The organism is Collinsella sp. TM04-29, assembly GCF_003466565.1.
In the GTDB taxonomy this organism is placed as follows: domain Bacteria; phylum Actinomycetota; class Coriobacteriia; order Coriobacteriales; family Coriobacteriaceae; genus Collinsella.
The window spans coordinates 1,157,205-1,178,342 of the sequence record NZ_QSPW01000001.1 but is presented as its reverse complement, the minus strand read 5'-3'; the positions used below and the strand labels follow the sequence as shown (position 1 = coordinate 1,178,342).

The following is a 21,138-nucleotide window of genomic DNA, read 5'->3' as shown; positions in this document are numbered from 1 at the left end:
GGGTCCACCTTTGAGTGAGATTCAGAACTCGTCCATTTTCTCTCTTGACGATGTCAACGAGGAGGAGATGAACAACCTCATCGACGGTACGATTACCGACTTTGATGAGGGCGATCTCGTTAACGGCACTGTCGTTAAGATCGAGCATGACGAGGTGCTCGTTGACATCGGATTCAAGTCCGAGGGCGTTATCCCGGTCCGCGAGCTGTCCATCCGCAAGGACGCTAACCCTGCAGACATCGTTGCACTCGGTGATCCCATCGAGGCTCTGGTTCTCCAGAAGGAGGACAAGGACGGTCGTCTGGTCCTGTCCAAGAAGCGTGCCGAGTACGAGCGTGCTTGGAACCGCATCGAGGAGAAGTTCAACTCCGGCGAGAACGTCGAGGGCGAGGTTATCGAGGTTGTCAAGGGCGGCCTGATCCTCGACATCGGCCTGCGTGGCTTCCTGCCCGCTTCCCTCGTCGACCTCCGTCGCGTCAAGGACCTCACCTCCTACATGGGCACCCGCATCGAGGCCCGCGTCATCGAGATGGACCGCAACCGCAACAACGTTGTCCTCTCCCGTCGCGTCGTGCTCGAGGAGTCCCGTAAGGCCGAGCGTTCCGAGATCCTGTCCAAGCTCAAGTCTGGCATGCGTCTCCAGGGCACCGTTTCCTCCATCGTCGACTTCGGCGCCTTCGTCGACCTCGGCGGTATCGACGGCCTCATCCACATCTCCGAGCTCTCTTGGAACCACGTCAACCATCCTTCCGAGGTTGTCAAGGTCGGCCAGGAGGTCGAGGTCGAGGTTCTCGACGTCGATCTCAACCGCGAGCGCATCTCCCTGGGTCTCAAGCAGACCACGGAGGATCCGTGGCGCGCACTGGTCAAGAAGTACCCCGTCGGCGCTATCGTCGAGGGCACTGTGACCAAGCTTGTCCCGTTCGGCGCTTTCGTCGACCTGGGCGAGGGCATCGAGGGCCTGGTGCACATCTCCGAGATGGCCAACAAGCACGTCGATCAGCCTTCTCAGGTCACCCACGTGGGCGACAAGGTTCAGGTCAAGGTCATGGAGATCGATCTCGACCGTCGTCGTATCTCCCTGTCCATGAAGTCTGCTGCTGAGACTCTGGGCGTCGAGATCGAGGTTACCCCGCTGCCTTCCGAGAAGAAGGACGAGGAGACCGACGCCGAGTAATTCGGTTTGACGATCACTTGTTTTAAGGGATTCGTCCGTAATGGACGGGTCCCTTTTTGCATTTGGCGCCGAGATGCGCAATGCTGCCGGGCTGTCCACAGGCTATTGGATTGTCGGTGCATGAAAAAAGCCGACATCCCGCCTCGGGGAGGAGGCGGGAACACACCGAGTAGACGGAGGGGTGCGGAGCGCGGTCGCGTCTCGACTGACGACGTGGCCCATCGACAGGACCATTGTAGCGCATGGCGGTTCTTGGTTTATCGTGTCGAGCGTTTGCGTTGTGCCATTGCCTGCGGTAACGGTGTGCTACACTCTTGCACTGCTGAGTGGGCCAGACGGTCGCGCGATGTGCTGCTTGCAGTACGCGTGAGGAAAGTCCGGGCTCCAGAGGGCGGGATGCCGGCTAACGGCCGGGCGGAGTGATCCGACGGAAAGCGCCGCAGAAAAGAAGACTCCCACCTGCGCCGCAAGGCGTAAAGGGAAAAGCTGAAACGGTGGTGTAAGAGACCACCAGCGTCGTGGCAACACGGCAGCTTGGCAAGCCCCATCCGGAGCAAGCGCGAATAGGAACGCTATGGGCCGGCCCGGTCCGCGTTCGGGTAGCGTGCGTGGAGCTGCATGGTAACGTGCAGACAAGATAAATGACCGTTCACGACAGAACCCGGCTTACAGGCCCACTTGGCATTTTTGTTACCCTGACAATCGGTACGGCCTTTGCCGTATTATTGAAGCTGTTCGTTGCTGCGCTTTATTTTGTTGAGGGGCTTTGTTGGACAGCTATTTTACTCTGCAATCGAATATTGAGGCTTCGGGCGAGTTTGTGGACCGCAAGAGCCGGTTTATTGCCCAGCTGGTCCATATTGTGTCCGAGGACGAGGCGAATGCCTTTATCGAGATGGTTCGCAAACGTCATTACGACGCTCGACACAATGTTCCCGCGTGGATTTTGGTCGATGGACGCGAGCGCCAGAGCGACGATGGTGAGCCGAGCCGCACGAGCGGTATGCCGACGCTCGAGGTGTTGCGCGGTGCGGAGCTCAAAAATGTTTGCTGCGTAGTGACGCGCTATTTTGGCGGCACGCTGTTGGGGCCGGGCGGCCTGGTTCGCGCCTATACTGCGGCGACGCAAGCGGCGGTGGCCGCGGCTCAGGAGGCCGGGCAGATCGTCGAGATGACGAGTGTCGTGCCTGTTGACGTGCATGTGGCCTATCCGCAGTATGAGCAGGTGCTTCGCTTGGCCCAGGATTCCGGTGCCAAGGTTTCGGATACCGAGTACGCGGATGCCGTGACACTTCATTTGGTGTTTAAGGCGGGGGAGCAGGAGTCGTTTTGCGCTAAGATGCGCGAGCTTATGGCGGGGCGCGAGGAGATTGAGGTCAGCACTCCCGAATTTGCCGAGTTCTAACGGCGACGGCCGGCGTGCTTTTGGACGGATCCCAAGCACACCGACCGTCGTTTTATGTCGCTGCCGTTTACTCGGCGAGCTGCTTTAGTACATCACAGGCGATTTCGACGGCATCGTCGATGCAACCGGGACAGCTGCGGAGCGGACCCTTGTCCGATCCGATGCCCTTGAGCGTGCCGCAGACGGTCGTCGTGTTCTTCTCGCCAAAGCGCTTGGCAATCTCGCGCGACAGTTTGTAGGTCTGGCCCTTGGTCTTGGGGTTTTCCATGCCATCGCTCATTACAAAGCCCATGATGGCCACGGCGCCCGAGATGGCACCGCAAGTTTCGGTCATGCCGCCCATGCCGGCGCCAAAGCCCTCGGTGAGGGTAAAGGCGACCTGGGGGTCGAGCCCGACGGCGGGCGCGAGCGTGCAGGCGACGGCCTGCGCGCAGTTAAAGCCGCGGGCGTGGTATTCGGCAGCCTGAGCCTGGCAGGTGGCAGTGTTGAGCTGAGTGGTATCAATCTGCTTCATCGGTGTCTCCTTGATTGCGGTGTACCCGCCTATGGTACCCTTGCTGGCGCATTCGCTTATCGAGACCGCAGTGCATATCTCATTGTTTTTCGCCATCGAACACTTTCTTAAGATTTGGGACAAATAAACATGATTAATTTGTCCCATAACCTATCGGCGGGATGGGTTGAGAGGGGTGCGGGGTAGCGGTATCGTAAACCGAATAAAAACAAAACCCAAGTAAGGGAGTTGGATATGAGCGAGCAGACCATCGGAACTACATGTGTTCAGGGCGGCTATCATCCGGGCGATGCGGAGCCGCGCCAGGTGCCCATCTACCAGTCCACCACGTGGAAGTACGACACGTCCGAGCACATGGGCAAGCTGTTTGACCTGGAGGAGTCGGGCTACTTCTACAGCCGCCTGCAGAACCCCACGTGCGATCTGGTCGCTGCCAAGATCTGCGAGATGGAGGGTGGTACCGCGGCGATGCTCACGAGCTCGGGCATGGCTGCGAACTTCCTCGCGATCTTTAACGTTGCCGGTGCCGGCGATCACGTGGTCGCAAGCTCTGCCATCTACGGCGGTACCTACAACCTGCTCGCCCACACCATGGGTCGTATGGGCGTCACCTGCACCTTTGTTGCCCCCGACTGCACCGATGAGGAGCTCGAGGCCGCCTTTAAGCCCAATACCAAGCTCGTCTTTGGCGAGACGATTGCCAACCCCGCCCTTGCCGTGCTCGATATTGAGCGCTTTGCCAAGGCCGCGCATGACCACGGCGTGCCGCTGATGGTCGACAACACCTTCCCGACGCCCGTGATGTGCCGTCCCTTTGAGTGGGGCGCCGACATCGTCACGCACTCTACCACCAAGTACATGGATGGGCATGCGGCCTACCTGGGTGGCGTGATCGTCGACCACGGCCAGTTTGACTGGATGGCCCATGCAGACAAGTTCCCGGGTCTCACCACGCCCGACGAGAGCTATCACGGCGTGACCTATGCCGAGAAGTTCGGTCGCGAGGGTGCCTTCATTACCAAGGCAACCGCTCAGCTCATGCGCGACCTCGGCCCCATGCAGAACCCGCAGGCGGCCTTCTTCCTGAACAGCTCGCTCGAGAGCCTGCATGTACGCATGCCGCGTCATTGTGAGAACGGCCTGGCCGTTGCCAAGTTCCTGCAGAGTCATCCCAAGGTGCGCTTTGTGAGCTATCCGGGCCTGGAGGGCGATAAGTACTATGACCTGGCTCAGAAGTACATGCCCAACGGTACCTGCGGCGTCGTGAGCTTTGGCTTTAACGGTGGTCGCGCGGCGGCCGAGACCTTTATGAAGAGCCTTAAGCTCGCCCAGATCGCCACGCATGTGGCAGACGCCCGCACCTGCTGCCTGCATCCCGCTAACGCCACGCATCGCCAAATGAACGATGAGGAGCTCATCGCCTGCGGCATCTCCGCCGACATGGTGCGCCTGTCGTGCGGCCTCGAGGACACGGCCGATCTGATTGCCGACCTTGAGCAGGCGCTCGAGCAGTGCTAGGCTAGCGTTCGCACAAGTCGCCGATGCTGGCAGAAAGCTTCGGCGACCTTTAGTTCCGATTCCGTAGGCGGGACCCCAATCGCGACTGTTCGCAGGCGATTGGGGCCCCGTTTTTGCGTTGCACCACTCGAAAGGATGGATATGGAGAAAACTGCAGAGCAGCTGCGCCGCGAGCACATTGCCCTTGAGGGCGACACCCATGGCAAGAACAAGTGGGCGATTCTGTTTACCGTGCTCATCATGACGTTTATGGTGTGTCTGGATTCGACCGTCGTGACCGTGGCGCTGCCCGTGATACAAAAGGAGCTGGGTGTGGGCCTCGATCGCATTCAGCTGGTAAGCTCGGTGTATCTGCTTGCGACATGCGTGGCTATGCTGCCGTTTGGCCGCTTGGGCGACGTGCGCGGCAAGGTGGGCGTATTCCAGCTGGGCGTAATCGTTTTTACGGCCGGCTCGCTGCTTTGCGGCCTTTCGAGTTCGCTCGAAGTTCTTATTCTGGCACGCATTGTGCAGGGCGTCGGCTGCGCGGCGGCCATGGCTAACAACATGGGTATCATCACCGAGTCGTTTCCGGCGCGCGAGCGCGGTCGTGCCATGGGTATTCTCGCGACCTTCGTGGCCCTCGGCATGATGTGTGGCCCCGTGCTGGGCGGCATGCTGGTGGCAAGCTTTCCCAGGGAGAGCATCTTCCTCATCAACCTGCCCATTGGCGTCATCTCGTTTATCGTGGGGCTCTATACGCTGCCGCATGTTAAGCCGGAGGCTGGCGAGCGCCCCATGTCCCTGATCGAGGCTGCTCGTCGCTGCTTTGCAAATTCGGCCTTCACCATCAACCTCGCCTGCATGCTCATCGTGTTCGTTGGTATTGGCGCATCCGAGTTTATCCTGCCGTTCTATTTTCAGGACGCCCACGGCTTTGGTTCCGACATCTCTGGACTACTCTTTTTGGCGTTGCCGATGGTGAATGCCTTTATCGGCCCGCTTTCGGGTACGGTTTCGGACCGTGTTGGCTGCGAGGGCCCCACGGCGGTCGGCCTGGGTGTGTACGTGTGCGGTCTCTTTGCGGTGAGCACGCTCAACGAGCATTCCTCCATCCTTGTGATCGTGTGCTGCGTCGCATTTATGTCGCTCGGTACGTCGATTTTCCAAAGCCCTAACAACTCCCTGTATATGGGTTCGGCCCCGCGCGAGGCGCTCGGTTTTGCGGGCAGCTTGGGCAGTTTGGCGCGCTACGCTGGCATGGCATTCGGCATTACGGTGGCGTCGCATATCCTGTATGGGCAGATGAGCGTGGCGATGGGCGAGGCCGTAACCAGTTTCGTTGCAGGCCGTCCGGATGTATTCCTATTCGGTTTTCGCTCGGTGTTCTACGTGCTTATGGCTGTGGCCGCTGTGGGTTTTGCGCTCGCCATGGTGCGTTTGGTGAGGATGCGCGCCCGCCATTAGCGTGTTGGGAGGCTGCCTGCCACGTATTCGCGCCGTCCCAAAAAGACTGGTTTGTGGTGCGATGCGGCTTGTGGGACAGGCGGGGGTCGGTCCGTGGTAGACTATCGAACAACGTTTATTAATCGCGCGGTATCGTTGCCGCGAGAAGGGGTTGCGCCATGCAGGAGCTTGAGGATCGTATTCGCCATGACGGCATCGTAAAGGCCGGTAACGTCCTTAAGGTTGATGCCTTCCTCAACCACCAGTGCGACGTTGAGCTGTTCGACCACATGGGCGCCGAGTGGGCCCGTCTGTTCAAGAATGTTGAGATCAACAAGATCCTGACGATTGAGGCTTCGGGCATTGGTATGGCTTGCATTGCAGCCCAGCACTTTGGCGGCGTGCCGGTGGTCTTTGCCAAGAAGGCCCAGTCCATTAACCTCGACGGCGAGCAGTATGCCACGACCATCTACTCCTTTACCAAGCAGAAGGAGTACCCGGTCATCGTTGGCAAGCGTTTCTTGTCCGAGGGCGACAAGGTCCTGATCATCGACGACTTCTTGGCCAACGGCTGCGCGCTCGAGGGTCTTATCAAGATCTGCGAGGCTGCGGGTGCCGAGGTGTCCGGTATTGGCATTGCGGTGGAGAAGGGCTTCCAGGGCGGTGGCGATAAGCTCCGCGAGCGCGGCTTCCGCGTTGAAAGCCTAGCCCGTATCGCCGATATGGACTGCGATACCGGCGAGATCACCTTCGCCTAAGCGCGCAACACAAGCGATTGGTATGCGATGTGACAAAGGGACTTTCCCTTTGTCACATTTTTTATGAGGGGAGGTGTTGATATGGATGAGAACAAGATGGGATGGCGTGAGTATGCGCGCTATGCCGCGATGGCGGCCGAAGAGTTGGCGCGCGATTGCGAGGTTCAGGTGTTTCGCGCGACGGGTCCGGGCGGACAAGGCGTGAACACGACGGACTCGGCGGTGCGCATGAAGCACGTGCCCACAGGGATTACCGTGACGGCGCGCGAGAGCCGCAGCCAGTTCCAAAATCGCGCGAGCTGCCTGCGTAAGCTGCGCGCTGAGCTTGAGCGTCGCGGGCGTCCACCGCGCCGACGCGTAAAGACCAAGGTACCCCAGCGCTCTCGCCAACGCAGGCTTAATGACAAGCACTTCAAAGCCATTAAAAAGGCCAACCGTCGCAAGCCGGGCAGCGACGAGTAGCCGTTTGTCCCGCTGGCCTTGCTAGCGGGCGGGGTGCCAAACTTGGAGGGCGCTGCCGAGGACGTCAACCTCGATGCGCGAGGCGACAATGGGCTCGCCGTCGGCCTGGATGGGGAAATCGGGCTGCTCGAAGGTGAGCTCGGCATGGCGGCAGCGGCGCATACGAACCGGCGGCAACTTGGTGTGGTGGCCGTCCTTGGCCGAAAGAAACATAGGCAGGGCAACGGCGCGGGGGACGGGGCCGCAGGCGTAGCAGACATCGAGTATGCCGTCGCAGGGGTCGGCATCGGGGCAGATGCGATAGCCCGAGCCATAGGTGGGGCCCAGCTGAATCGCCATGATAATCGCCCGCACGCGCTCGGCGGGCGCGCCGTCAAAGCTGACTTTCATGGGGTAGTTGCGATAGCGTAGGCCAAACTGCTCAAGGCCCGAGAGGGTGTAGAGCGGAGCGCCCGTCAAGCCAGTCTGTTTGCGCAGCTCGGTGGTTCCCAGGCCGATGGCGGCGTCGATACCGACCGAAAGCGTCTGGTCATAATACTCGACCGTCGCCTCGCCGCTACCGCTTGCAGGGCTCCATGAGCGAATGCGCCCGATGTCCTGACGTTGCAGCTCGCAGGTGAGCAGCGCGCCAAAATCCTTGCCGGAGAAATCGTCGATACCGAGCGTTTGGGCAAAATCGTTGCCGGAGCCCACGGGCAGGACGGCAAGGGCGGGGCGGGCGTCCTGCTTTTGCTTCATAAGCCCATTGACGACCTCGTGGATCACGCCGTCGCCGCCAAGAGCGATAACGGTGCGGTAGCCCTGGGCCTGTGCGGCAAGTTCCTTGGCATGCCCCATGCGCTCGGTCAGTACCAAGTCAAACTGGGATGAGCGCGCGGTCATGTCTAAAAAGCGCTGCAGGCGCTCAGCGACCTCGCGCGCCGCACCCGACTGGGCGGCTGGGTTGGCGATGATGAGCGTGCGACCAAAATCAGTTGCGTGCATGGGGCGACTCCCGGCGTGTGGCATGACAGTGCGGTCGCGCTCAGGTCGAATTGCCCCCGATTGTGGCTGCACGGCGATTATTACATCTACTCTATCAGGTCGTTGTGGCGCTCGATAGCATCCGCTACCGTACCGCCCTCATCCACAATAAGCGAACGGCGCTTGGGTGAGATGATGCGCTGGGCGGGGTACACGCCACGGTGGCCGCCGACGAGATAGCTAATAAACGAGACGATGACAAAGAAGCCCGCGGCTGTTCCATGGAACAAGTCGATAGCCATCATGCAGGTGGTGATGGGCACGTTGAGGCCGGAGCAGAACACGCCGAGCATGCCGAGAGCCGCCAGAAAACTGGGGTCAAGCCCGGTAAGGCAACCGATCCAGCCACCGAGTGCCGCACCGATGCCAAACAGGGGCGTGACCTCGCCGCCTTGGAAGCCCGCGCCCAGGGTAAGCGCTGTGACGACCAACTTGATGGCTGCGTCCGCCAGGGTGGTGTTGCCTGCAAATCCGGCGCCGGAAAGCCACGTGGAAAGGCCGGCGTAGTTCCAGGCGTCAAGGAGGGCATAGGCGGCCAAAACCACGAGTGCGCCTATGAGTGCGCGGACGAGGTAATTGGCGATAAAGCGACCGTACAGGCTTTTGACGGTTCGAACCGACCAGGCAAAGAGGCGTGCCGTCAGGCCGAAGATAATGGCGCTGATAACAACGATGACAACCGTCCGTGGTGTCATGTTGGGAACGCTGGCGATGACATTCGCCTCGTACTCGGTTCCCAAGGCAAGCGACGTAAAGTAGCCGGTAAACGAGGCGACCAGGCAGTAGATGCCCGCGGTGTAGTCGATCTTGCCGATAAAGCACATCTCCATGCCAAAGAAAGCTCCAGCAAGGGGCGAACCGAATACGGCGCCAAAGGCCGACGAGATGCCGGCGAGCATGAGGTCGTGGTGGTCATGCTTTTTGAGGTGGGCGAGGCTCGAGATGTTGCTGGCGATGGTGCCGCCAATCTGCACCGCAGCTCCCTCGCGACCGGCCGACCCGCCCGTTAGGTGCGTGAGCGTGGAGCAGACGAAGGTGAGAACGGCCATGCGCGCATGGATGAGTCGTGTGCCCAGGGCGGAGTCGATGACCAAATTGTTGCCGCGCTTGGCGGCGAGACCGTGGTTCTTGTAGACCCACGCGGTGGCCACGCCCACGACGGGGAGCAGGGCGTAGATCCACGCATGGCTCTCGCGATAGTCGGTCGCGATATTCAGCGAGGCCAAAAACGCCCAAGCGGCAACGCCCATGGCGAGCGAGACGATAACTACGAGCACGAGCAGCTTGGCGCTCGCGAGTAGGTTGCGGGCGTTGCGGCGCGTGTCGGCAGCCAAGAGATGCTCGGAGCGGGTGAGCTGTTGCCTGCCTGCCATGATGACGTCGTTAAGGGAGAAAAGGCCGCCGTCGTCGAGCGGCTGGGAATGATCCTGCGCCTCGTTTGCGCTTTCGGGTTTGTCGGTAAAAGTCATACGTTCCTCTTTTGGGTTGCAACACGAGCATTATAAAACGCGGTAAACGCGACGAGCCGGTGGGTTGGTTTTGGTTTTGTTTCGCGGCTTGCGGCCGACAGATGTATTTGCGGGTACAGGCCAAGTCGCGGTCGCGCGTCGAGGGATTATACTGAGAGAAACATAAAGAATCGGCGCTTTTGTTGCGCGCCGCAGCATGCTAGAGGTGTATATGGTTGAGAAACTCATTCCGTTGGAGGACGCGCAGGCGATCGTCTTGTCGCACGTGAATCGCACCGAAGTTGTCGAGATTCCCGTGTGGCAGGCCGCCGGTCTTCCCTTGGCAGAGGACGCGGTGGCCGATATCGACATTTCGCCGTTTGCCAACAGCGCTATGGACGGATATGCCGTGCGCTCGGCGGACTTGGCGCAGGCATCTGGCGAGGCGCCGGTGACGCTCGACGTTGTCGGACACGAGGCCGCGGGCCATGTCTTTGAGGGCGTGGTCGGCGTGGGCGAGACGGTCCGCATCATGACGGGCGCGCCGGTACCCGAAGGTGCCGATGCCGTGGTGAAATACGAGATCGTCGAGGTGCTTGACGGCGACGGCAACGAGGGCTCGCACGTGAGCTTCTCGGCGCCTGCCAAGGTAGGGGAGAACGTTCGCTCTGCCGCCGAGGAGGCCCATGTCGGCGATGTTGTGATGCACGCCGGCGAGGTTGTGGCCCCGGCCGGCGCTGGCCTGCTGGCGAGCGCCGGGTATGCGAGCGTGAAGGTGCATGCCGCGCCGCGTGTGGGCATTATCTCGCTGGGCACGGAGCTGGTCGCGCCGGGTGAGCTGCCGGCGCGCGGGCAGATTCGCGACTCCAACTCGTCGGCGTTGATGGCCGAGGCACTCGATGCCGGCGCCGAGCCGGTGTTCTTTGGCATCGCTCCCGATGATGAGCAGGCAATCGCCGAGCTCGTGCATCGCGCCGTGCAGGAGTGCGATTTTGTCATTACGAGCGGCGGTGCCTCGGCGGGCGATTACGACTATGTGACGGCGCTCGTCCGGCGCGAGGGCGAGGTGCTCTTCGACCGCATCTCGATGCGTCCCGGCAAAGCCATCACGTTTGGCCTGCTTGGGGGCAAGCCGTATTTGGGGCTTTCGGGCAATCCCGCGGCGGCGTATGTGGGCTTTGAGATGCTCGCCCGCCCCGCGATCCGCAAGATGCGCGGCTTTGCCGAGGGTACGCGTCCCGTGCAGCAGGCGATATTGACGCACGGCGTAAAGAAGCGCCAGGACCGACGCTTCTTCGATCGCGCCACGGTTTTGCGTGACCCCGAGACCGGTGAGCTGTTGGTGACCGAGGCCAAGACGCAGAATTCGGCGCTGCTCGGCACGATGCAGCGGGCTAACTGCCTGTTGCGTGTTGACGAAGGACCGTGCGACCTCAAGGTGGGCGATGTCGTGGACATTGTTCGCGTCGACCTGCCTGAGGGCGCCGTGTTGTAGGAGGAATACTATGGAGCTGAAGATATCGATCGTGACGTGTTCGGACACGCGCGATCTTGCCCAGGATGAGGCCGGAGCCGCACTCGAGGAACTTATCGAGGCGCAGGGCTGGACGGTCGCCTCACATGTGGTTGTGCGCGACGACGTCAGCGAGATCGGTGATGCCATTGTGGAAGCCGCCGATGAGTGCCACGCCAATGTCGTGCTCACCTGCGGCGGCACGGGGCTTTCGATGCGCGATGTGACGCCCGAGGCGACGCGTGCCGTTTGCGAGCGCGATGTGCCGGGTATTGCAGAGGCGATCCGTGCCTACTCCATGACCAAGACGCACCGCGCTATGCTCTCGCGCGCTATTTGCATGCAACGAGGTCATACACTTGTCGTAAACTTTCCCGGTTCTACGAAGGCCGCCCGCGAAAGCTGGGAGGCCATAGCGGACCAGCTGGAGCATGCAGCCCAAATGACAGCGGGCGGCGGACATACCAACTAAGCGGTTTACCTGCGGCGGGGCGACCTGAACGGCTGCTCCGCCTATTATTTGCGCCCAAGGGGACGGCATTCTGTAGGCGTGCCTGAAACTATATTCTCAGACAAGAATAATTTCTCAGAATCATTATTCGCACCGAAGTATAATCTAATTACAGAATAAAGCCTGCGGCGAGGTGCCCGGGTGTATCGTTCGAAAGGGTTGAACATGTTCGATATGGTTTCTCGCCGCGGATTCGTCTCGCTCTCTGCTGTCGCCGCTGCCGGCCTTGGTCTTGCCGGCTGTTCGGGCAGCAAGACGTCCGAGCCGGCCGGATCAGATGCCGGTTCTGCTAAGGCATCTTCCAAGAAAGCTGTCGAGCTGCAGGTCTTTGCCGCCAACTCGCTCGAGAAGGCTCTGCCCGAGGTTCAGGAGCTTTACACCGAGCAGACCGGCACCACCTTTGCCGACACGCAGTTTAAGGCCTCCGGCGACCTCGTCGAGCAGATGCGTGCCGGCGCCACGGCCGATGTGCTCATCACCGCTTCCAAGGGCACCATGGATGACGCCGAAGCCGCCGAGCTCGTCGACACCGACACCCGTGAGGATATGTTCGTCAACGACCTTGTGATCATTCGCGCCGAGGGCTCCGATACCAAGGTCGAGGCCATCGCCGACGTTGCGAACCTGGACGGCAAGATCGCCATCGGCGACGCCAAGACCGTTCCCGCCGGCAAGTATGCTAACCAAGCGCTGGCTTCCGTGGGCCTCTACACCGGTACCGAGGGTGATGATGGCGAGTACGCACCCGAGATCGCCGGCAAGGTCGCACTGGCAGACAAAGTTGGTACCGCCGCCGCCTATGTGTCCACAGGCGACTGCGTGGCCGGTTTTGTCTACAGCTCTGACATCTTCCGCTACGACGGCATCGAGGAGGCCTTCGTGTGCCCCGAGGATTCGCACAAGCCCATCGTGTACCCGGGTGCCGTTGCCGAGAGCTCCGAGCACGCCGACGAGGCCAAGGCGTTCATCGACTTCTGTCTGACCAACAAGAAGGCGCAGAAGATTTGGGCTAAGTACGGCTTTGAGCTTTCCGAGTAGTGCGGCTTGGCGCGATAATTCCATCGTTTTGTGTTTCACTCCGTCCTTGTATTCGCTTGGAGCTTTTCGTGCTTAAAAGATTCCGCATGCTTGTCGCCTGTGCTTTGACCCTCGCGCTTTGCTGGGTGCCGGGATTTGCGGTTGCTGGGGACGCTGAGGACGGGGCCCAGGTTGCTGCGACCGCTCATGGGCTTTCCTATGGGATCGAGGGTTTTGAGCGGTTGGCCAAGGGGACCGCTCGTGCCATGGAGGGCCAGCCTGAGGGCTACCGGTTTCCCGTTGACGAGGACGTGGACCTTGTGGTGGCGCCCGCTGCCGATCGCGTTGTGGTGTGGATATCGCCCAAGGCAGTCGAGAAGTATGGATTGGATCCGCAGGACAACGAGTGCGTATCGGGTCTCAAGGCCCTTGTCTGTGAGCTCGACAGCGCAAACTGCATGGGAGGTGCGCAGCTAGGGGACGTGGATCTTCCTTGGTATGTCACGGCGGAAACAACGTTTGATGCCGGCGGGTATACCTATGGCTTTGATGCGCGTGGTGCGGATGGGGACCGCTATGTGGTGATTGCATCAGCCTCGGGTGATGCCAAGGGCGGCGCGCGTTGGCTTGATAGCGCTCAAATGGTAGAGGCGTCGTCTGTCGCGTTGCGGGATGAGCAGGGCCCCTTGACCTCTCTGGCTTCCTTTTTGGGCGACATCGACTATCGCCCGTTTTGGGTGTCCGTTAAAACGAGTGGCCTTGCCCTGCTGATCTCCTTTGCGCTGGGCCTGTTCGCCGCGTGGAAGACTATGGGTACCTCGAGTCGCATCAAGGGCCTGCTCGATTCGGTCTTTACGATTCCTATGGTGCTGCCGCCCACGGTTTGTGGCTTTCTGCTCCTCATGCTGTTTGGCCGCTCGACCGGGGTGGGCCAGTGGCTCATCGCGCACGGCATCTCGATTGTCTTTACGTGGCCGGCGGCGGTCATTTCGGCCGTCGTTGTGTCGTTTCCGCTGGTCTACCGCACGGCACTCGGAGCCTTCGAGAGCCTCGACACGCAGATGCTCGACGCCGCGCGAACCTTGGGATGGTCCGAGTGTCGCATCTTTACCAAGCTCATGATGCCGCTCGGCTGGCCCTCGATTGCCGCCGGCACGGTGCTCGCCTTTGCCCGCGCGATGGGAGAGTTTGGCTGCACCCTGTTCTTTGCGGGCAACTACGCCGGTATTACGCAGACCATTCCCATCGCCATCTACTTTGAGTGGATGGGCGGCAACACCTCGGTGGCCCTCTTTTGGGTCGTCGTCGTGATCGTGTTTAGTTTCCTGGTAATCCTGTTCATCAACATGTACACGGCGCATTCGCAAAAGTATCGCGAGCGTGGTCTCTCCCGTGCGGAGCGCAAGCAGGCCAAGCGGCTGGGCAGCCAGACCGATTCGCTCGACCCGGTCGGCGGCGATGCCTTGCGCATCGATCGCGAGGCGCTGGCCGAGCTTATGCGCGACGACGCAGCACCGCAGGGAGGTCGATAAGCTATGTCGCTCGTTTTGGAAATCAAAAAACGCTATCCCGGGTTTATGCTCGACATGCAGCTTGAGGCCGGCGAGGAGCGTGTGGCGCTGCTGGGCGCCTCGGGCTGTGGCAAGAGCTGCACGCTGCGCTGCATTGCCGGTGTGGAGACGCCCGACGAGGGAAAGATCGTCGTCAACGGCGTGACCTTCTTTGACTCTGCGGCGGGCATCAACCTTTCGCCCCAGGAGCGAAAAAGCGCCCTGATGTTTCAAAACTATCAGCTGTTCCCTAATATGACGGTGGCCGATAACGTGTGCGCCGGCGTTGAGGGTGCAGGTGACGCCGCAGCGCGCAGGCAACTTGCCGAGCGCTACCTGGGCATCTTTGGACTGGCCGACTTTGCCGACCGTTATCCCGCGCGCCTCTCGGGCGGCCAGCAGCAGCGTGTGGCGCTTGCTCGCATGGTGGCGGCACACCCGGGCATTTTTATGTTCGACGAGCCCATGAGCGCGCTCGACGCGTATCTCAAGAGCGCGCTTGAGCAGAACATGCTCGACCTGTTCGACGTCTGTAACCGTACCGTGCTCTACGTGAGCCACGATATTGACGAGGCATGCCGCCTGTGCGAGCGCATTTGCGTGATGCACGACGGGCATGTTGAGGAGATCGGCTCTGTCGAGGACGTGGTCCGCCGCCCGCAGACGTTGGCGGCACTGCGCCTGACGGGCTGCAAGAACACGAGCCGTGCGCGCAAGATCGGCGACGAAGAGGTTGAGGCCCTCGACTGGGGCATGACCTTTAACGTGGGACGCGAGGTTCCCGATGATGTGGCGTACCTGGGGATTCGCGCAAGTTACTTCCATGTTGACAATCGTGCCGAGCGGGGCCGCAACAGCTACGATTTGCACGTGGCCCGTGTGAGTGATTCGCGTTTTGAGCGGCTGGTGCTGTTGGACGTGCCATGTGTTGATGCACCCACGCGTCTGCAGTGGAAGGTCAACAAGGTGAGCGTGTCTGTAGAGGAGTTGGCGCAGGCGGGGGAGACCTTGCGCATGCATTTTGATGCGAGCAGGATTCATTTGGTTTGTCGATAGCGCCGGGTAATGCCGTCGGGGATATAAGCCTCGGCGGCTTTGTTTTTGCCGTTCGTCGAATGAGAGATGACAAACTCTTATCAATCAGGATAATAATTTATTAAAGGCGGCACACGACGCTGTCGTACGAATGTCAACGGTGTTCGCATGGTCGATGACCGTTGATATAGTTGACCTCAACTTGTAAAGGAGGGTGCGCACATGCCGCAGACGACATACATTTGCCGCGTTGCCGCGCGTGCCCTATATATCGCTCGGAGCCGCATATGAGCAGGTATGTTCACGGCTCCGGGAGAGACGACGCACAACTAAATAGTCAACCGCAAAGCAGGTTCCCCAAAATTCCGGGTTTGAGCACGGCAGGGCAATCGCCGCCCGTCGTGCATCGATACCGCTGTTATCCGTTTTTGGTTCGAGAGGGGAACCGCCATGGCTGAAGAATTCGATTTCCATCCGATGTGGGAGAGCCTCGGCATGAATCTTGCCGACCACGATATGCTGCTGGGCGCCGTGGGCCAGATGTACGGCGACATGTTCCTGACGCAGAACAATCGCCCCAAGTCCACGTCCTACCTGGACTTTGTGGCCACCAACATCCATAGTGGCCGCATTAAGGAGATGCTCGACAAGAAGGAGGCTGGCGAGGCCACCAAGATCGTGGGCTCGTTCTGCGTCTACGTGCCCGAGGAGATCGTGCTTGCCTGTGACGGCATTCCCGTTGGTCTGTGCTCGGGTGCCGATTGGGCAACGGACAAGGTCGAGGAGCACTTGCCGCGCAACACTTGTCCGCTTATCAAGAGCTTTGCCGGATTTAAGCTGGGCGAGGTCTGCCCCTACATTGAGTCGAGTGACTTGGTGGTAGGCGAGAACACCTGCGATGGCAAGAAGAAAGCCTACGAGTTTTTTGCCACGCAAAAGAACATGTACGTCATGGATATTCCCAACGTACACGACGAGTCGACGCTCGTGACCTGGAAGGCCGAGGTCAAGAAGCTCGCCGCCAAGATCGAGGAAGAGTGCGGCGTCACGATTACGCCTGAGCGTCTGAAGGCCGCCATCCGCGCCGTCAATGAGAAGCGTCGCGCCCTGCAGCGCCTCGCTGCCACGCGCGCTGCCGACCCGGCGCCCATCAGCGGTCTTGACAGCCTGCTGACCGTTCAGGCCGCCTTTATGGACGACACGCCACGTCTGACTGGAGCCATTAACGATATGGCGGCTGAGTGCGAGCAGCGTGTCGAGACCGGCGAGGGCGTGGCGCCCAAGGGGACCAAGCGCATTCTGTACACCGGCACGCCCATGGCCGTGCCCAACTGGAAGCTGTTCAACCTCATCGAGAAAGCCGGCGGCGTTGTGGTAGGCGAGGAGTCCTGCACGGGCTCGCGCTACTACAGGGACCTGGTCGACGAGTCCGGTGAGACGGTGGACGAGATGCTCGATGCCATCGCCGAGCGCTACTTTAAGATCAACTGCGCCGTCTTTACGCCCAACGACCAGCGTATGAAGGACATTGTCCAGATGGCCAAGGACCTGCATGCCGACGGCATCGTGGACGTGGCGCTGCAGTTCTGCACGCTCTATGAGATGGAGTCCTTCCAGGTCGAGAAGGCCGCCGAGGAAGCCGACATTCCGTTTATGCACATCACGACCGACTACGCCGGTGAGGATGCAGGCCAACTGCAAACCAGGATCGAGGCCTTCTTGGAAACCATTTAGGGCTATCCGTCCCGGCGGCTTTCCCAGGCACCCGATCTTGCCGTTCAAACCGTCGCTTGCGTGCGAAAGTACGCGGCGCGCCTCTTTCACGGCAACCTCGGGCACCTGGGAAAGCCGCTTCCTTGGTTGGTTAAAAGGTTTAGGAGTTATATGTCGGAAAATATTGAGCAGCCGTTGCCCAGCACGTTTGAGGAGTTCAACGAGCAGCGCAAGGCCGCGTTTATTCGCGTTAAGGATTATAAGCAGGCGGGCAATCGCCTGGTCGGCTTTTTGTGCAGCTATACGCCGCTCGAGATTATCGATGCCGCGGGGGCCGCAAGTGTCGCTCTGTGCGGTACGTCCGATGAGGTGATCCCCGAGGCCGAGAAAGTGCTGCCGGCAAATCTGTGTCCGCTCATCAAATCGACGTACGGCTTTGCCTACTCGCAAAAGTGCCCGTTTACGTACTTTAGCGACATGATCATCGGTGAGACCACCTGCGACGGCAAGAAGAAGATGTACGAGCTCTTAAACGAGCTTAAGCGCACGCACATTCTGCATCTTCCGCAGGGTCGCGACCGCGCCTACGAGCGCGAGGGCTGGTACGAGGAGTGCCGCCTGCTCAAGGAGGAACTCGAGGGCTTCTACGGCATCACGATTACCGACGATGACCTGCACGCTGCCGTCCGTCGTCGCAACCGTTTGCGTGCGGCTCAGCTCGAGATGTTTGCGCTGCAGGCCAACCAGCCGGCGGCCATGAGCGGCGTCGACCTGATGAGCACCATGTTCGCCGGTACGTTCAGCTTTGATATCGAGGCCTATACGCAGCAACTGGAGCAAAAGGTTGCCAAGCTGCGCGAGGCCTACGACGCGGGTGAGCGCCCGGTTGCGGCGGATGCCAAGCGCATCCTGATCACCGGCTGCCCCGTGGGCGGCGTGATCAACAAGATCGGTCGCACCATCGAGTCCAACGGCGGCGTGGTCGTGTGTATGGATGACTGCTCGGGTGAGCGCACGGCGGCCATGATGGTCGACCCGGATGCGCCCGACATCCTGCGTGCGATCGCCGACCGCTACCTGGATATCAACTGCTCGGTTATGACGCCCAACGACGGTCGTATGGAGAACACGCTGGCCATGTGCAAGAAGTATCACGTCGATGGCGTAGTGGAGAGCGTGCTCCAGGCGTGCCACACCTTTAACGTGGAGAGTGCACGCATGCAGGAGGCCGTCGAGGGTGCGGGTATTCCGTATATGAAGATCGAGACCGACTACAGCAACGGCGACATGGGCCAGATAGAGACGCGCATCGCCGCCTTTATTGAGACGCTCTAGCTTCCTCAGGCACCGGATCTTGCCCCTCAAACCGTCGCTTGCGTACCAAAGTACGCTGCGCTCCTCTTTCTGGGCAACCTCCGGCACCTGAGAAACCTAGAGCTAAGGCGCCTGAGCGCGCCGCTGTCCTTGATGTTTTGATGAGGAGAGAGCCATGATAGGTATCGGGATCGATATCGGGTCTACGGCGGCTAAGGCCGCTGTGGTCGATGGAGAGGGTTCGGTGGCGTGGACGTGCGTGCAGCCAACCGGGTATTCGTCGGTCGATGCGGGGGAGCGTCTGCGCTGTGAGCTTGCCGCTGCCGGCTACGACGTGGCGGCCGACGACGTACGCGTGGTCGCGACTGGATACGGCCGTGTTGCCGTGCCCTATGCGCACAAGGTTGTGACCGAGATCACCTGCCACGGCACCGGTGCCGTGCGTCTGTTTGGCGACCATGGCACCGTGATCGATGTGGGCGGCCAGGACACCAAGGTCATTCAGCTTAAAAGTGGCCGCGTGGCCAAGTTTGCCATGAACGACAAGTGCGCCGCCGGCACGGGGCGCTTTTTGGAGATCATGGCCGACCGCCTAGGCATTTCCCAGCAGCAGATGGCAGACCTCGCCCGCACCGGCGAGCCTACCAAGATCAGCAGCATGTGCACGGTGTTTGCCGAAAGCGAGGTTATCAGCCTGATCGGTCGCGGTGAGCCGCGCGAGAACATTGCGCGTGGCGTGATCGATAGCGTGGTCTCGCGCGTGGCGACCATGGCCGGGCAGGCCGCGGGCGCCCCGTACTACCTGACCGGTGGCCTGTGCGAGAACGCCTTCGTGGTGGAGCGGCTGGCAGCGCTGCTGGGGTCGCCGGTCACCACCTCGCCCCAGGCCCGCTTTGCCGGTGCCATCGGTGCGGCGATTCACGCACAGGCGCTCAATTAATGCATCCGCTGCAGGCTCGCATTCATGCGTATACTGGGAGAAAATGATTGACCGATGAGAGGAGGTATCGATGGCTGACGATCAGATTAAGCTCACGTCTATGACTGCCGCGAGCGGTTGAGCCGCTAAGTTGGCTCCCGGAGCCCTCGCCCAGGTCCTGGGCGACTTACCCAATGTGCATAACGACAACCTGCTCGTGGGGTTCGATACCTCCGACGATGCGAGCGTTTTCCGCGTTGGCGAGAACTTGGGTCTCGTGCAGTCCATCGACTTCTTCCCGCCGATGGTCGACGATCCCTATCTGTTCGGCCAGATCGCCGCGGCCAACTCGCTGTCGGACATCTACGCCATGGGCGGGCGGCCGAGCCATGCCATGAACTTGCTCTGCATTCCCAATTGCCTGGGCGTTGAGGTTGCCGGGCAGATTCTGGCGGGTGGCGCCGACAAGTGCGTCGAGGCCGGCTGCTCCATCGCGGGCGGTCATACCATCAACGACGACGAGCCCAAGTATGGCCTGTCCGTGAGCGGCTTTGTCGCGCTCGACCGCATGCTCGCCAACAGCGGCGCGCACGTGGGCGATGTTCTGCTGCTGACCAAGGCGGTCGGCTCGGGCATCATCACCACGGCCATTAAGGGCGAGCTCATCGAGCAGGACGAGGCCGCAGCCATGTTTGACTCGATGCGCACCCTCAACGAGGCGCCGATTCGTCTGGCCGAGGGACTTGAGCTTCACGGCTGCACCGATGTCACGGGTTTTGGCTTGATCGGGCACGCGTGCGAGATGGCCGAGGGCTCGGGTGTGCAGATCGAGCTTACGTCGGGGGCGGTGCCGCTCTTTGATCAGGTGCTCGACATGGCACGTCTGGGCATTATCCCCGCGGGTTCCTACCGCAACCAGGACTTCTTTGGCCCGCGTGTGGCTGCCGACGAGGACCTGGAGCCGGGTATGTTAGATGCGCTGTACGATCCGCAGACCTCGGGTGGTTTGCTCATCGCGGCGCCCGCGGCGGATGTGGTTGAGCTTGCGCGTCGCCTGGATGCCGAGGGGCGCGTTGCCGCCGTTGTCGGTCGCGTGTGCGAGGCGGAGCCGGGCGGTCCTGCCGTCCACGTTGTTCGCTAGCCCGCACGTTTATGTAACTGTTTACCGTTCTCTAGAACGGTTCTTTCGAAAGGATTTGCTATGTCTACCAAAATTGAAGTCAATGCCATGGGCGATGCCTGCCCGCTGCCCGTCGTCAAGACGCTTAAGGCACTCAAACAGCTTGATGGCGAGGGCGCCGTCGTGACCTCGGTCGACAACGAGACCGCCGTCAAGAACATCTCCAAGATGGCGCAGGAGAAGGGCTGCACGGCCTCGGTCGAGAAGATTTCGGACGCCGAGTGGCACGTGACTGTCGCGACCGCCGGTGCCGTGGCCGTTGCAGACCCCGAGCAGGACGGTGCCGCTTTCTGCGACGCCAGCGCCGGCAAGGGCAAGCTCGTCATTTCCGTCTACACCGATTGCATGGGCCGTGGCGACGACGAGCTGGGCCACAAGCTCATGAAGGCGTTTATCTTCGCCGTGACGCAGCAGGAGGAGCTGCCCGCGACCATGCTGTTCTACAACGGCGGCGCCAAGCTCACCGTCGAAGGCTCGCCGGTGCTCGATGACCTGAAGGGCCTGGCGGAGCAGGGTGTCGAGATTCTCACCTGCGGTACCTGCCTCGACCACTATGGCATTAAAGACCAGCTTGCGGTGGGCGAGGTCACCAACATGTACGTGATCGTGGAGAAGATGGAGCAGGCCGTGCGCGTCGTGCGCCCGTAGCGTATTGG

The 21,138-nt window shown here is 60.8% G+C and carries 18 protein-coding genes, 1 other RNA gene and 1 pseudogene; 17 read left to right on the top strand and 3 right to left on the bottom strand.

The genetic code is table 11. From position 1 onward, the window contains the following. The first annotated feature begins 10 nt into the window (after positions 1-10). The 3 genes from rpsA to DXD39_RS05320 all read left to right on the top strand — a co-directional run bounded on the left by rpsA (position 11) and on the right by DXD39_RS05320 (position 2,582). Positions 11-1,177 (top strand): 30S ribosomal protein S1, encoded by a 1,167-nt coding sequence (gene rpsA / locus DXD39_RS05330; RefSeq protein ID WP_022095232.1) that lies wholly within the window; start codon positions 11-13, stop codon positions 1,175-1,177. Positions 1,178-1,500: 323 nt separating this feature from the next. Further along, an RNA gene (gene rnpB, locus DXD39_RS05325) (RNase P RNA component class A) lies at positions 1,501-1,862 on the top strand. A gap of 81 nt (positions 1,863-1,943) precedes the next feature. Beyond that, positions 1,944-2,582 (top strand): YigZ family protein, encoded by a 639-nt coding sequence (locus tag DXD39_RS05320; protein WP_199572043.1) that lies wholly within the window; start codon positions 1,944-1,946, stop codon positions 2,580-2,582. Between the two features lie 67 nt (positions 2,583-2,649). On the opposite strand, the gene DXD39_RS05315 is transcribed toward DXD39_RS05320, so the two are convergent. Then, entirely contained in the window at positions 2,650-3,096 is a 447-nt protein-coding gene (locus DXD39_RS05315; RefSeq protein ID WP_117635734.1) for a C-GCAxxG-C-C family protein, read from the bottom strand. 234 nt (positions 3,097-3,330) lie between these two features. On the opposite strand from DXD39_RS05315, the gene DXD39_RS05310 reads away from it, so the two are divergent. From DXD39_RS05310 to DXD39_RS05295, 4 genes and pseudogenes are all read left to right on the top strand, one after another. Next, positions 3,331-4,614 carry an O-acetylhomoserine aminocarboxypropyltransferase/cysteine synthase family protein gene (locus DXD39_RS05310; protein WP_117803349.1) on the top strand — a complete coding sequence of 428 codons (1,284 nt, stop codon included), beginning with the start codon at positions 3,331-3,333 and terminating at the stop codon, positions 4,612-4,614. Between the two features lie 141 nt (positions 4,615-4,755). Continuing rightward, positions 4,756-6,060, top strand: coding sequence for an MFS transporter (locus DXD39_RS05305; RefSeq protein ID WP_117803348.1), 1,305 nt, complete (start codon positions 4,756-4,758; stop codon positions 6,058-6,060). A gap of 158 nt (positions 6,061-6,218) precedes the next feature. Further along, positions 6,219-6,797: a xanthine phosphoribosyltransferase gene (locus DXD39_RS05300; RefSeq protein WP_117803347.1), complete on the top strand. Its 579-nt coding sequence runs from the start codon at positions 6,219-6,221 to the stop codon at positions 6,795-6,797. Between the two features lie 153 nt (positions 6,798-6,950). Continuing rightward, positions 6,951-7,259 (top strand): annotated as a pseudogene (locus DXD39_RS05295) (peptide chain release factor-like protein); the annotation flags it as partial. Between the two features lie 21 nt (positions 7,260-7,280). On the opposite strand, the gene DXD39_RS05290 reads toward DXD39_RS05295, so the two are convergent. Both DXD39_RS05290 and DXD39_RS05285 read right to left on the bottom strand, forming a co-directional pair. Next, positions 7,281-8,243 carry a diacylglycerol kinase family protein gene (locus tag DXD39_RS05290; protein ID WP_117803346.1) on the bottom strand — a complete coding sequence of 321 codons (963 nt, stop codon included), beginning with the start codon at positions 8,241-8,243 and terminating at the stop codon, positions 7,281-7,283. An 86-nt stretch (positions 8,244-8,329) separates the two neighbouring features. Then, positions 8,330-9,751 carry a chloride channel protein gene (locus DXD39_RS05285; protein ID WP_199572047.1) on the bottom strand — a complete coding sequence of 474 codons (1,422 nt, stop codon included), beginning with the start codon at positions 9,749-9,751 and terminating at the stop codon, positions 8,330-8,332. A gap of 196 nt (positions 9,752-9,947) precedes the next feature. Between DXD39_RS05285 and glp the strand changes: the two genes are divergently transcribed. The 10 genes from glp to yedF all read left to right on the top strand — a co-directional run bounded on the left by glp (position 9,948) and on the right by yedF (position 21,130). Beyond that, positions 9,948-11,225 (top strand): gephyrin-like molybdotransferase Glp, encoded by a 1,278-nt coding sequence (gene glp, locus DXD39_RS05280; RefSeq protein WP_233541110.1) that lies wholly within the window; start codon positions 9,948-9,950, stop codon positions 11,223-11,225. Between the two features lie 10 nt (positions 11,226-11,235). Next, the gene (locus DXD39_RS05275; RefSeq protein WP_117758703.1) at positions 11,236-11,715 is read left to right on the top strand and encodes a molybdenum cofactor biosynthesis protein B; all 480 of its coding nucleotides are present in this window, start codon (positions 11,236-11,238) and stop codon (positions 11,713-11,715) included. Positions 11,716-11,919: 204 nt separating this feature from the next. Beyond that, positions 11,920-12,792, top strand: a complete 873-nt coding sequence (gene modA, locus DXD39_RS05270) for a molybdate ABC transporter substrate-binding protein (protein ID WP_117803345.1) — start codon at positions 11,920-11,922, stop codon at positions 12,790-12,792. 68 nt (positions 12,793-12,860) lie between these two features. Beyond that, positions 12,861-14,303 carry a molybdate ABC transporter permease subunit gene (modB, locus tag DXD39_RS05265; RefSeq protein WP_233541109.1) on the top strand — a complete coding sequence of 481 codons (1,443 nt, stop codon included), beginning with the start codon at positions 12,861-12,863 and terminating at the stop codon, positions 14,301-14,303. 3 nt (positions 14,304-14,306) lie between these two features. Then, complete coding sequence (locus tag DXD39_RS05260; RefSeq protein WP_117803343.1) at positions 14,307-15,377, top strand: sulfate/molybdate ABC transporter ATP-binding protein; 1,071 nt, start codon at positions 14,307-14,309, stop codon at positions 15,375-15,377. 429 nt (positions 15,378-15,806) lie between these two features. After that, entirely contained in the window at positions 15,807-17,090 is a 1,284-nt protein-coding gene (locus DXD39_RS05255) for a double-cubane-cluster-containing anaerobic reductase (protein ID WP_117803342.1), read from the top strand. Between the two features lie 150 nt (positions 17,091-17,240). Then, entirely contained in the window at positions 17,241-18,404 is a 1,164-nt protein-coding gene (locus DXD39_RS05250; RefSeq protein ID WP_117803341.1) for a double-cubane-cluster-containing anaerobic reductase, read from the top strand. 154 nt (positions 18,405-18,558) lie between these two features. Continuing rightward, positions 18,559-19,323: an acyl-CoA dehydratase activase gene (locus DXD39_RS05245; protein WP_117803340.1), complete on the top strand. Its 765-nt coding sequence runs from the start codon at positions 18,559-18,561 to the stop codon at positions 19,321-19,323. A 70-nt stretch (positions 19,324-19,393) separates the two neighbouring features. After that, positions 19,394-20,443, top strand: a complete 1,050-nt coding sequence (selD, locus tag DXD39_RS05240) for a selenide, water dikinase SelD (RefSeq protein ID WP_117803339.1) — start codon at positions 19,394-19,396, stop codon at positions 20,441-20,443. Positions 20,444-20,503: 60 nt separating this feature from the next. Further along, positions 20,504-21,130: a sulfurtransferase-like selenium metabolism protein YedF gene (yedF, locus tag DXD39_RS05235; protein ID WP_117803338.1), complete on the top strand. Its 627-nt coding sequence runs from the start codon at positions 20,504-20,506 to the stop codon at positions 21,128-21,130. Positions 21,131-21,138 lie beyond the last annotated feature (8 nt).